Origin of the sequence: Vibrio sp. D404a (assembly GCF_030248535.1) — a bacterium.
Lineage (GTDB): Bacteria > Pseudomonadota > Gammaproteobacteria > Enterobacterales > Vibrionaceae > Vibrio.
In genome coordinates, this window is sequence record NZ_JAHGAJ010000014.1 from 133876 (window position 1) to 146403 (window position 12528).

The following is a 12528-nucleotide window of genomic DNA, read 5'->3' on the forward strand; positions in this document are numbered from 1 at the left end:
TGAGTATGTGAATAAAATGTAAAATCATACTCTCAATGGAACAGGCATAAAAAATCCGATACTGAATGCCAGTATCGGATTTTGTGTATTAGAGCGACTATTGAGAGGGATTACCCCGCAGCGGCCTGCATAATAATGCCACAGATGTATGCGCCATAGGTGCCCAGTGCGTAACCCAGAACGGCCATTAGAATACCTACGGGTGCTAGAGCTGGGTGGAATGCTGCGGCAACCACAGGAGCCGAAGCTGCACCACCAACGTTTGCTTGAGAGCCGACAGCCATGAAGAACAGCGGCGCACGAATAAGCTTAGCCATCACAATCATCAAGATTGCGTGGATAGATAGCCAAGTGATGCCGATAAAGAAGTAACCTGGGTTATCGAAAATCGCCGTTACATCCATCTGCATACCAATGGTCGCAACTAAGATGTAGATGAACGCTGAACCGATTTTTGATGCGCCAGTGTGTTCAAGGCTACGTGTTGATTTAAAGCATGAAGCAATAAGCGCGAAAGTCGTCACCATTACGATTAGCCAGAAGAAACCAGAAGTTAAGCTGTATTTCGCAAGCTCAGGCGCATTGGTTGAGATCCACGGTGCAATCAGATCACTAAAGAAGTGTGCAAGGCCAGTAAGACCAAATGCAATCGCTGCTATCTTCATTAGATCAGTCGTTGTAGTCGGGCGTGCGTTCTCTTCTTGGTATTTCGATACCGTCTCTTTGAGTTCTTCGATTGAAGAAGTGTCTGCTTTTAACCACGCATCAATCTTCTTTTGGCGACCTGCCATAACAAGTAGCACGGCCATCCAAATGTTGGCACAGATTACGTCAACGGTGATCATTGCTGAGAACAGCTGGTCGTCTACCTCAAACACTTCTTTCATTGCCGCTTGGTTCGCACCGCCGCCAATCCAAGAACCCGCTACGGTAGTAAGGCCGCGCCATACATCACCAGAAACAAGATCAGGGTTTACTTGGTCGATGATAAGAATCGCGATAGGGCCACCAATGATGATGCCCACAGTACCTGTTAAAAACATCACAACCGCTTTAGAGCCGAGACCAAAGATCTTACGTAAGTCGGCAGAGATGATAAGCAAGACAAGCGCACTTGGAAGCAGGTAACGGCTTGCCACAAAGTAGAGCTTTGAGTTAGATGCGTCGATGATGCCAAAACTGTTAAGTAGAGAAGGAACGAAGTAACAGAGCAATAGACCCGGAACGAACGAGTAGAATTTCTTGAGTGTGCTATTTTGGCTACTTTCCGTGATAAATACACCGCCAAGAATAACGGCTAACATGCCCATTATTACAGCATCATTAGTAATCATTATTGTTTTCTCCTTTAAGGTGATGGCAAACGCCTCACTTTTTGAAGTTCAGGACTATACCCATAAGCTCCAATCGTTACAAATTGTAACAATAGACATAAATTGAAATATTTTTGTTAAATTTCATGGGTGTTGCGTGTGATTTTGATGGTGATCTTATTGTTGTGGTGAATGATTGATGTTGGTTAATTATTTATGCATAAAGATGTATGCAATGTTATTCAAAGCCAATGAAATCGAGGCTTAAGTATGATGAATACGCAAGTTGAAATGGTTTTGTTAAGGAAAGACCCAATATATTGCTATAGAACACACCCGACGATATGTTTCATAAATGTAAACAAGTGCATAAGAAAGTCAGTGACGTCAGAAATTGAAAATCAAATCTGGATCACAGAAATCAGCTCATCGGTTCGGCGCCAAAGAGATGCTAAAGAGAATGAACAGGGCGGTTGAAGGCAATATGTTGCTCGAATCAATAAAAAACGCGGCTAAATGAGCCGCGTTTTTAGAGGGGAACCTATTGAGGACTTAACGAAAGCATCACCTCGTCCCCTATATTTTTTATGCTTCTTCTTCTCCAAAATCGTCAGCGTAGCCTTTTGGTGGCGGCGTCCAGCCTCGCTCTGAACGAGTATGCTTGTCTGAACGGTCTTTTTTCATGTCTTCTTTCATTGCTTCTTCTAGGTGAATGAAGATCTGACGATAGTTGTTGTCGTAACGAGGGTTATCTTCGGCCGCAGCCCACGCAGCGTAGAGTTTTTCAGATTTACGATTCTCTACGCGCATGTAGGTCGATTTCTGTTGCTCAACAAAGAATGGGTGGTGACCTAGAGAGCGTAGCGCTTCTGCCCCCATCTCAAGTGCTGAGTGGTAGGTTTCTGACTCAATAAAGTCGGCACCGACCTCTCGAAGGCGATAGCTGTGTCCTCGGTCAAAAGCACGCGCCAAGATCTTCACTTTCGGGTAGGTGTGTTTCACATACTTGACCAGCTCAACACTTGCGTCTTGATTGTCGATGGCGACAACAAATAGAGCAGCGTCTTCAATCCCTGCGGTGTGCAGCAGGTCTGGTCGCGTTGCATCACCAAAGTAAGATTTGATGTTAATTGAGCGAAGCACATCGACTTGGTTGGCTTGGTGGTCGAGTACCACGGTATTGACGCCGTTAGACACAAGTAAGCGGTTAACGATTTGGCCGAAACGACCAATACCCGCGATGATCACCGTGCCTTTCTCTTCGATGGTATCTTCTTCTCTATCGTTAGATTTTTGCTCGTAGCGAGGAAGAATCACTTTATCAAATAGGATGAACAGCCCTGGGGTTAGGAACATCGAAAGTGCAACAACCAGCGATAGTGTTTGTACGATGTCAGAAGGCAATACATGGTTTTGCGCCGAGAAGCTCAATAGTACAAAACCAAATTCACCGGCTTGTGCCAAGCTCAGCGTAAACAACCAACGGTCGCTGTTTTTGATCTTAAAGATAAGTGCAAGGGCAAAGAGTACTGCAGCTTTGAGTAACATCACGCCAAGGGTCAGGCCAATGATCAAACCAAAGTCGTTGAACAAAACATCAAAGTTAATACCAGCACCTACCGTAATAAAGAACAGGCCAAGCAGTAGTCCTTTAAATGGGTCGATATTGGATTCCAGCTCGTGGCGGAACTCACTGTTTGCAAGCACCACACCTGCAAGGAAAGTACCTAGAGCAGGAGAAAGGCCAACCAAACTCATCAGCGCGGCAATACCAATCACCAGCATTAGGGCAGTAGCGGTAAAGATCTCTCGCAGGCCAGAGCTTGCGACAAAGCGGAACAATGGGCGGCTTAAGAAGTGGCCGCCAACAACAACCAGTGCAATAGACGCGGTGATAACAAGACCGTATGCCCAACCCGGCAGGCCAGCAACGAGACTCAACTCTTCATGGTGGTCAGATGCAGCAGAAACGGCACTTTGCGCGGCTTCGATCAGTTCCGGTAGCGCCAGTAAAGGGATAAAGGCCAACATTGGAATAACGGCGATATCTTGGAATAGCAAGACCGAAAAGGCGTTTTGGCCACCTTCGGTTTTAGAAAGCCCTTTCTCATTGAATGTTTGAAGTACAATCGCAGTCGAAGATAGAGCAAAGATAAGGCCAATCGTTAATGCTATGGTCCAAGGCTGCTCAAAGAATAATGCAATGCCCATAACAATTGCCGCTGTACCGCCGACCTGTAAGCCACCTAAACCCATTAGACGATTACGCATCGCCCATAGCATTTTAGGTTCAAGCTCTAGACCAACCAAGAACAGCATCATTACCACGCCGAATTCGGCAAAGTGTTGGATGGTTGTTGTCTCTTCACCAACCAGACCAATAATAGGCCCGATCACCACACCAGCGATAAGGTAGCCCAATACGGAGCCTAAGCCGAGGCGCTTAGCGATAGGCACGGCAATGACGGCCGCGACCAAATAGATAAAGGCTTGTAGAAAATATCCTGTCATGAGTTAGTCCTTGTTCATGATTTCGTCGAGGTAGTGATTTAACTTGGCGACTTTCTTCGCTTTTTTGTAGTCGATGTCACCAGCCACTAATGACTCTAATAAAAACTTATAGCGTTCAACATGCCCAGAGATACGGTTCTCTTCCAATGCCGTTCGCGAGCCAAACAGAGCATAGGGCGCCAAGTATTCCATGCCACAAAGCGCAGCAGTTTGCTCAAGAGGGTGGAGCAACTGTCGAATCGTGAAATGGTTGTAGCCATCAGTTTGGTAGGCGTCTTCCTTGCCGCCAGCGGTGATGCTACATAAGAACTTCTTACCCTCTAATTCATGGCCTTCACTGCCATAAGCAAATCCGTACTCTAAAACCAGATCTTGCCACTCTTTAAGGATGGCAGGCGTTGAGTACCAATATAGAGGGAACTGAAAAATGATGATGTCGTGGTCGAGTAGACGCTTCTGCTCGCGGTCAATATTGATCTTAAAGGTTGGGTATTCGGCATAAAGATCGACACAAGTGACACCTTCAATTTTATTTGCTTGTGCAAAAAGCGGTTTGTTCGCTTCTGAGCGGTGTTGAGATGGGTGTGCAAACAACACCAGAACTCGATTTTTCGACATATGGCCCTCTTTGTATATTTTGAACAACATCTAATCGTTACAATAATAGAAGAGTAGTTGAAGAACAATGAATTAGCTTGATTTGCTGCACAATAGTGGTTGTTCGTATGACGAATATTGAAACTCAACTTCGATGCCTGCCGTTTTATATTTTATTGCATGAAACGGGATGAAATAGAAATCTAAATATGCAGGAATGAGTGCCAAAATTGACGTTCATTTCATGTTACCTTTGTGAGTAAATCAGGGCTCTTTCGAGGAGCTATATTGAACGCCCGATAAAGGACAAATTTATGAGCAAGGATCTACGTCAGCAGTGCAACTTTTTCCTTTCTGGTCACTTCGACCCAACACCAGCTCAACTCTTCGCGCAAATGGCAGAATGGTCTGAAGCGAATGGAGTCACGCACGATACCTATGGTGATGGTGACTTTATTCAAGAGTTTGAGCAGAAAGTGGCAAAACTTCTTGGCTTCGAGGCGGCTGTATTTGTGATTACAGGAACCATGAACCAACCTACGGCCTTGCAGCTTGTTTGTGATGAGAAGCGCTGCCGTAACGTTGCTATGCATGAGTCGAGTCATATCATGCGTCATGAAAACCAAGGCTATCAGGTTCAAAATCGATTCAATGTTCTACCTGTGGGTAATGTCCACCGCACTTGGACAGTAGAAGACTTAAAAGCTTGGCCTGACGAAATCGCTGCGGCTTTGTACGAACTTCCAATGCGTGAAATTGGTGGGCAGTTGCTAGAGTGGGATGAGCTAGAAGCGATTAAAGATCACTGTCAAACCAACGCGATTCATCTGCACATGGATGGCGCACGTCTGTGGGAGTGTGGCGCCTACTATCAAAAAAGCTATCAAGAGATTGCCAACGGTTTTGATTCGGCTTATGTCTCTCTATACAAGGGGCTAAATGGCTTAGGAGGCTCGTTACTGCTCGGTGACAAGGCTTTCATTGAAAAAGCATCGGTTTGGATGAAGCGCCAAGGCGGGAATGTGTATCATCGAACGCCATTTATTGTATCTGCGGCCATGCAGTTTGATGAGCGTTTACAGCAGATGCCTGCGCTATTTGAGAGAACTCAGCAGATTTATCAGATCTTACAGGATTACCCACAATTTATTGTTAATCCAAAACAGCCACAGAGCAACATGCTGCACTTATACCTGCCTGTCAGTGTTGAAGACGGTATCGAGCTGAGAGACAAGATAGCCGCGAGAGATAAAATTTGGTTAGGAAACCCAAGTGTTTGTGAATTGCCGCATCAATGTAAGATGGAGTGGTATGTTGGTGATAACCTACTGAACTTACCGGATCATGAACTAATCCACATTTTGGATATGGTAGTCGCTGAACTACATTAATCATGCCGCTCTAAGAAAACAAAAAGGCAGTGGTGAGCACCACTGCCTTTCCTTTATCTGCTTCTCTGACTACATGTATTGATTGATGTAGACATCAACTAAAAACATGAAGACAGGAACGGTACTGAGGACTGCGAAAAATACGATGGGTACCCAGTTTTTGATTTTCTTTTTTGGTTGCTCGGTATTGCTCATAAAGCCTGACCTTTATCGTTGCTGTTTACTATTTGAGGATAGCGTTAGCAGCCAGTGTGTTAAGTAATTACGGGCTATAGTAACAAACAAGGTCATACTTGCTAAAGTTTGTGTATGAGATTCGTGGTGAGCATCAAATGCTGACGATTTAAAGAAGTTCATTGGCGGTTCATATTTGTTTTGAAATAATAACCCTAACAACGGCTTACAGTGGTGTAATGTCGCATTCAAGAATTGTGGAGAGCACTCAATGAAAACAATCGGTAATATCATTTGGTTTTTGTTTGGCGGTGTATTTATGGGATTAGCATGGTGGTTTTTTGGCCTGCTGGCTTTCATTACCATCGTCGGAATTCCATGGGGCAGGGCATGTTTTGTGATGGGTAACTTCTCGTTTTTCCCATTTGGTCAAGAAGCGATCGCACGTGATGAGTTGACCAACGAGGGTGACATCGGCACTAGCCCACTGGGCATGATAGGTAACATCATCTGGTTCGTGTTTGCAGGTGTTTGGCTTGCAATTGGTCACATCTTATCGGCCGTAGCCTGTTTCGTGACCATCATTGGTATTCCATTTGCGATTCAGCATCTAAAGCTGGCTGTGATTTCATTAGCGCCAATCGGTAAAACGGTCGTTGATAAGCGCGAAGCTGAAGCGGCACGCGTGAGAAATTACAAAGGCTAAGGTTAAGCTTGGTTTCAAATAAGGAAAAGAGCATGCGATTGGGCATGCTCTTTTTTGTTTCCACATTCGTTTTTGCATTCCCGCTCCCCGAACATAGACACCCCGCAATATAAATAAACACTTCAACATAGCGAAATTCTCTAACCTAACGCCTTATGCTCGGTTTTGAAGTGCGTGTAGTTGTTTAGTTACCTTTCATCTATTTGGCTAGCCTTAGTGGTGCAGCATCCTTGAAACTCGATGATCGGAGGGTGTTATGTCTACAAAATCGAACGTACTCATGCTGTTATTGTGTAGTACGTCGGTTGGCTGTAGCAATGGTTTCTCTTCTGCAACTAAACCCCATAAAGAGGGTTTTATGGCGCAAAATCAGAAGATTACTTATGGGGTTCCGCTTATTCAAACTATTGAAGCGAGTACCGTTAGACTTGATGAAGATTGGGTGTTAACAGCAAAACATAATAAGCATTTACTAGACAATTTAGATCTGGAGGTGATTTATCATCCTGAATGCGATGTGGCATTAATCAAACGCCCCAGGCAAACAGTCATCTAAACTGGGGGTAGTATATCGTGGCGAGTTTGTCGCTCACGTGGGTTATCCAATGACGCGTGAGCCAGCGGTTAACAATGGTTATTACATTGGTGAGATTAACGTCGCGACTTGGCAAGGATGCACAATGTCTGCATCTACCGGCTTAGTTCGTGTCGGTATGTCGGGAGGCGGCGTGTATAACCAACATGGTGAACTGGTGGGCATAAACCATGGTTATATTCCAGAGACCGTTAAATGGGATTACTATGAACATCACCAACCTGCCGTGTTTGTTTCTTTGCTGTCGGTGAATGATTGGTTGACGGAAGTAACAGGTAATTCGTATTTTGGTGAAGAGTTGTTGTCCAAATTAGGTAAATAAGACAGTTAAGCCGGGAAGTACGTTGTTTTCCCGGCTTAACATAGACAATATCGTTTACGTCTTTAGGGTGAGTTAATCCGGAAATACCTCCATATATTGTCCGTCTAGTAATGCCGAGTAGTTGTCTTTGATGAAGTTGCCGCTGAAGGTGCCGCCATTCTCTTCGTCTACACCATATTGACCATGACAGCCGCGTTGGACACTCAAACCACTGGTGTTGGATTCGTCCCAGTCAAAGGTGCCAGTAACAGTTAAGTTACCTAAGATTTGGAACATCGAGTTAGATTCACATTCGAAAACACCACTTGAAACATCGCCATCTGACACAAAAGAGCTTGCTTGAGAGATATATGTTTCGTTTGTGATGGTAGCATCGCCCCAAACCGAGATTCGGGAATTACCCCACGCCTCCAGCTCATTACTCACGTTGAGTTCATCGGCTTCTAGCGTCGAGCCAGCCTCAACAACGACATTCTCTGCGACAAGGTTCGACACATAAACAAACGAGCTACCGATAGCCTCTAGGTTAGTGAACGAGACGTCACCGCTGTCGACGACAAGACTGGAGTTAGCATCGGCGATAGCTTGTGCAGCGGTACCGGTAATACTGCTGCGAATATCGACACTGGCGTTGCGATTAAGATGCAGCGCGAGATTGTTCACTGAACCAGAATTGACTCGCAGATAAGCAGTTCGAATTGTTACGTTGGTTTGATACTCGTCACCATCTTCTACCGCAGTAGGTAAAGTCACGTTATCAAAGCGTACAGATGAGCTGTTTCTGGCGAAGAGCATGCCGCCAAGGGTGATGTCTTGAAGTCTCACCGTGGATTGGCCATCAATGAAAACGGCTTCTGGTTCGTCTTCCGTGGCTCCTGCAAGGATACTGGCACCATCCGAGCCGACAATTTTTACGTCATTACGAACAATGAATACCGCATTGCACGCCCCTGTCACGTTATAGGTTGTTCTGGTGGTGGTATTGCGAGAGTCTTCAAGTGCATCTTTCAGAGAATCAGCATCGTCACTGCAGTTAATATCGACGGTAGAATAGGCATCTGACGAAACGCCAGAGTCTTCCAAACTGGTGACTCTCGCCTCGATAGAGTCTACCTCATCCGTCAAATCATCAACCTCAGTGCCTAAGGATGAGATGTCTTGGTCAAGCGCTGTGAAGTTGGCATTCACCTCACTCGCTTTAGCTGGAGTATTGGCGGTAAAAGTATTTGGCACCTCAGCAAATGCACTCGACGTAAACGCACTGCTAACTGCTGTTGCCAATACAAGTTTCATGGTGGTGTTCATGTTAAATTCCTTATATATCCGTATTCTGTGAACGGGCGTTTACTGCCAGTTACTATCATCCCAATTGGTGCTATCCCACGTTAACGCTGTGCTGGTTGCACAAGCGTCGCCAACACCATCGTTGTCCGAGTCGGCTTGGTCAGCATTCGCAGTGTTTATGCAGTTATCATTAAGGTTATCGATGCCATCGTTATCTAAGTCACCTGAGCGTGTATCATCGTTCGGATAGTCATCATCTAAGTTGTCGTAACCATCGTCGTCGTCATCACCAGCGCGGGTGTTGTCATTTGGATACATGTCGACGTCATTGTCGTAGCCGTCGTTGTCGGTGTCGTTCGGGTACTGATCATCGATGTTATCGATGTTGTCACCGTCGGAATCCCCAGCTCGCGTTGGATCTGTTGGGAATTCATCATCGAGGTTGTCATAGCCATCGTTGTCGTCATCACCAGAACGTGTGTCATCATCCGGGAACTCATCGACGTCATTGCTATAACCATCGTTGTCAGTGTCGTTGGGGTAAGGGTCATCGATTTCATCAGTGCCGTCAGAATCGAGATCCCCGGCTTTGGTGGCATCGTTAGGGAATAGGTCGACATCATTGTTGTAGCTGTCGTTATCGCTGTCATTTGGGTAGGGGTCGGCTAAGTTGTCACCTAGATCGTCTTCGTCGGCGTCAACCCATTCATTAGGGTTACCTAAGAACTGATCGACGCTATCTTTGACGCCGTCTCCATCTTCATCGGCAATGACAATGTCGGCAGTATTTTCTAAGTCGTCCTTGATTTGTTCTGGGGTTTGTTCGTCATCAATGGTATCGAGAATGGCTTTGATTTCTTCGTTTACACCAGCCACCACAATCGTAAACTTGCCTGCTTCAGAAGAGCCTTCCTCTGTCGCTTTTTGTAAGTCTTCGGGATCTTCTGGAAGCGCCCCTAACTCAACGATCTTTTCAGCGGCATAGGCGGCTTTTGGTGCACCGTCACCCTCTAAAAAGTCACCGAGAACATCATCGACGTCGATACCTAATTGAGTGGCGACTTGCTGGGTTGCATCTTCTTTGGAAAGGCTAGAGTCTTGCTCTAATGTGTTGTGTACAAGGGTCGAAAGTGGCGTGACTGCGGTTTCTCCGGCTGGTGCCGACATTACATAGCTTTCTGTCACTTGGCCTTGGTCTTCATCAACGGTTTGTCCCGCAATGGCCTGTACCACAACTGGGTATTGGGACGGGTTATCGATACCGCTGACATCTAACTCAGCAACACCACCTTCTCCCGATGTGGCGGTGGGCTCTCCGCTGTCTAACACGTAGTTCCTATTGAGATCCAGCCAGACAGTGGCATCACGCAGGTAACCGTCAATGGCTGTCACACTATAAGAACTGGTGTCGCTAGAGGAGTCTGAATCGGAGTCGTCAAAACACCCGATCAGACCCACACTAGCGCTTAGCCCTAGCACAATAGTGAGTGGGTTCTTTTTCATTAGTTCATCCTAAACTGACGTTGTATAGAGTTGTTGCATATGAAAGCTAGGAAACGAAATTCACTTGTGCAAGGGGCTCAAAATTGTGTCGTTCGCGACATGAATAATAAGGCTTGGTATTAATCTGTGTGAGTGATGATTGGTGGTGTAACTAACAATAAGACAAATAAGAGATAATTGAGGGAGATGCGGTTTTCAGCGTTGGGTAGACGGTTTAATTGTGGCGAGTTTACCCAAAAGAAATAACAAAAACCTTTGTTTAATTATGTGATCTGTTTCACTTTGGAAGTGTGATGTCGCTCGATAAAAAAGCGGGCTCACCTGTGGTAAGCCCGCTTTAAAACTAAAATATAGAGTTGCTCTTTTAGAACACTTCCAAACAGAAGCGCCCTAAGAAAATGCGACTACTTAGAATTACATCGCTGCTTCAAAGATTGCAGAGATCTCTTCATGTGTTGCTTGTTTCGGGTTAGTGAAACCACAAGCATCTTTTAGTGCATTGTCAGACAGAGTAGGGATGTCTTCCAGTTTCGCACCAAGTTGAGCGATACCTGCTGGGATACCAACATCAGCAGCCAGAGCTACGATAGATGCGATAGCCGCTTCTGCGCCTTGCTCTGCTGTCATCTCTTCAACATTTACACCCATTGCTTTTGCCACATCACGTAGACGCTCAGGACAAACTTGCGCGTTGTAGCGTTGTACGTGTGGAAGAAGAATTGCGTTACATACACCGTGTGGTAGGTCGTAGAAACCACCCAGTTGGTGCGCCATAGCGTGTACGTAACCTAGAGATGCATTGTTGAATGCCATACCTGCCATGAACTGTGCGTAAGCCATTTGCTCACGAGCTTCGATGTCGTCACCGTTGCTTACTGCAGTGCGTAGGTGTGCTTGGATAAGCTCAATCGCTTTGATTGCAACGGCATCAGTAATCGGTGTCGCTGCGATAGATACGTACGCTTCGATAGCGTGAGTCAGCGCATCCATACCTGTTGCAGCAGTCAGCGATGCAGGCTTAGCAAGCATCAACTCAGGATCGTTTACAGAGATAAGTGGCGTTGTGTGCTTATCAACGATCGCCATCTTAATGTGACGAGCTTCATCTGTGATGATACAGAAGCGAGTCATTTCAGAAGCCGTACCCGCCGTTGTGTTGATAGCGATCAGTGGCATCATTGGTTTTTCTGATTGGTCAACGCCTTCGTAGTCGCCGATCTTACCGCCATTTGCAGCAACCAGTGCGATACCTTTTGCACAGTCGTGTGGTGAACCACCACCTAGAGAAACCACGAAGTCACACTCGTTGTTTGTTAGCAGCTCTAGGCCATCATTTACGTTAGCTGTTGTTGGGTTTGGTTGAGTACCATCGAATACAACTGTGTTAACGCCACGCTCTTCTAGTAGGTCTTGTACTTGTTTTACAACACCGATTTGGTTCAAGATTTTATCAGTAACGATCAAACCTTTTTTGAAACCTTGCGATTGAATGCTGTCAGCTGCGTCTTTTAGACAGCCTGTGCCCATGAAGTTAATTGTAGGGATGTAAAATGCACTAGCCATGAGTTGCTCCAGTTAAATTATGATTTTTGCTTGAGTTCTATGTTGGCGATAAAGGCCTGTGGAACAATTGATCTGGGACAATTTTCGCTACTAACTACCACTTTATGGCTAGGGATTGTGACGTGCTTCATGAAGCAAACGGTTAGCTCGTTTCTAATGATAATTTAAATAATATTAGGTGGCGCGAACGGTACGCCATCTATATGAGAATGACTATTGTTGATGCGAAAAATACACATAAACTTATAATATTATTAACTTTCTGTTTTCTCTTTATCGATTGGCTCTTGATTAGCCGCGTTACTAGTCATGACCTCTTCGTCAGTTTCTGATTCAGTATCATCACCCACAAACGCGTCGTAATTTTTTACAAGAAATGGTGTGAGCATGACAGATGATGGTAAAAAGTGCTTCATAATACCTCCGGTATTGAACGGTGTTTCTTGTATGTTATTAGTTTAATATGTGGCAAAATTTGCGATACATCATAAGTTGATGCGTGATTTTTATAAAAGGTCAGAACTTTCTACGAGCTCACAGTTGTGTGGAAAGTGTGCAAAGGTATGAGG

Annotated in this window: 11 protein-coding genes; 4 read left to right on the top strand and 7 right to left on the bottom strand. The window is 45.3% G+C overall.

All coding sequences use genetic code 11. From position 1 onward, the window contains the following. Positions 1-110: 110 nt before the first annotated feature. From KI655_RS08635 to KI655_RS08645, 3 genes are all read right to left on the bottom strand, one after another. A complete protein-coding gene (locus tag KI655_RS08635) occupies positions 111-1334 on the bottom strand; it encodes a DUF819 domain-containing protein (RefSeq protein ID WP_285403710.1) in 1224 nt (407 codons plus the stop codon). A 564-nt stretch (positions 1335-1898) separates the two neighbouring features. Next, positions 1899-3824, bottom strand: coding sequence for a monovalent cation:proton antiporter-2 (CPA2) family protein (locus KI655_RS08640; protein ID WP_285403712.1), 1926 nt, complete (start codon positions 3822-3824; stop codon positions 1899-1901). A 3-nt stretch (positions 3825-3827) separates the two neighbouring features. After that, positions 3828-4442 carry an NAD(P)H-dependent oxidoreductase gene (locus tag KI655_RS08645; RefSeq protein WP_285403714.1) on the bottom strand — a complete coding sequence of 205 codons (615 nt, stop codon included), beginning with the start codon at positions 4440-4442 and terminating at the stop codon, positions 3828-3830. A 293-nt stretch (positions 4443-4735) separates the two neighbouring features. On the opposite strand from KI655_RS08645, the gene KI655_RS08650 reads away from it, so the two are divergent. The 4 genes from KI655_RS08650 to KI655_RS08665 all read left to right on the top strand — a co-directional run bounded on the left by KI655_RS08650 (position 4736) and on the right by KI655_RS08665 (position 7609). After that, a complete protein-coding gene (locus KI655_RS08650; RefSeq protein ID WP_285403715.1) occupies positions 4736-5812 on the top strand; it encodes a low specificity L-threonine aldolase in 1077 nt (358 codons plus the stop codon). 445 nt (positions 5813-6257) lie between these two features. Then, complete coding sequence (locus KI655_RS08655; protein WP_285403716.1) at positions 6258-6692, top strand: YccF domain-containing protein; 435 nt, start codon at positions 6258-6260, stop codon at positions 6690-6692. 256 nt (positions 6693-6948) lie between these two features. Further along, complete coding sequence (locus KI655_RS08660; RefSeq protein WP_285403718.1) at positions 6949-7248, top strand: hypothetical protein; 300 nt, start codon at positions 6949-6951, stop codon at positions 7246-7248. Positions 7249-7372: 124 nt separating this feature from the next. Continuing rightward, the gene (locus tag KI655_RS08665; RefSeq protein ID WP_373417585.1) at positions 7373-7609 is read left to right on the top strand and encodes a hypothetical protein; all 237 of its coding nucleotides are present in this window, start codon (positions 7373-7375) and stop codon (positions 7607-7609) included. A gap of 72 nt (positions 7610-7681) precedes the next feature. On the opposite strand, the gene KI655_RS08670 is transcribed toward KI655_RS08665, so the two are convergent. The 4 genes from KI655_RS08670 to KI655_RS08685 all read right to left on the bottom strand — a co-directional run bounded on the left by KI655_RS08670 (position 7682) and on the right by KI655_RS08685 (position 12375). Beyond that, a complete protein-coding gene (locus KI655_RS08670; protein WP_285403720.1) occupies positions 7682-8914 on the bottom strand; it encodes a hypothetical protein in 1233 nt (410 codons plus the stop codon). Between the two features lie 39 nt (positions 8915-8953). Continuing rightward, positions 8954-10396 carry a hypothetical protein gene (locus KI655_RS08675; protein ID WP_285403721.1) on the bottom strand — a complete coding sequence of 481 codons (1443 nt, stop codon included), beginning with the start codon at positions 10394-10396 and terminating at the stop codon, positions 8954-8956. Positions 10397-10810: 414 nt separating this feature from the next. Further along, a complete protein-coding gene (gene yiaY, locus KI655_RS08680; RefSeq protein ID WP_285403723.1) occupies positions 10811-11959 on the bottom strand; it encodes an L-threonine dehydrogenase in 1149 nt (382 codons plus the stop codon). A gap of 254 nt (positions 11960-12213) precedes the next feature. Beyond that, positions 12214-12375: a hypothetical protein gene (locus KI655_RS08685; RefSeq protein ID WP_285352361.1), complete on the bottom strand. Its 162-nt coding sequence runs from the start codon at positions 12373-12375 to the stop codon at positions 12214-12216. Positions 12376-12528 lie beyond the last annotated feature (153 nt).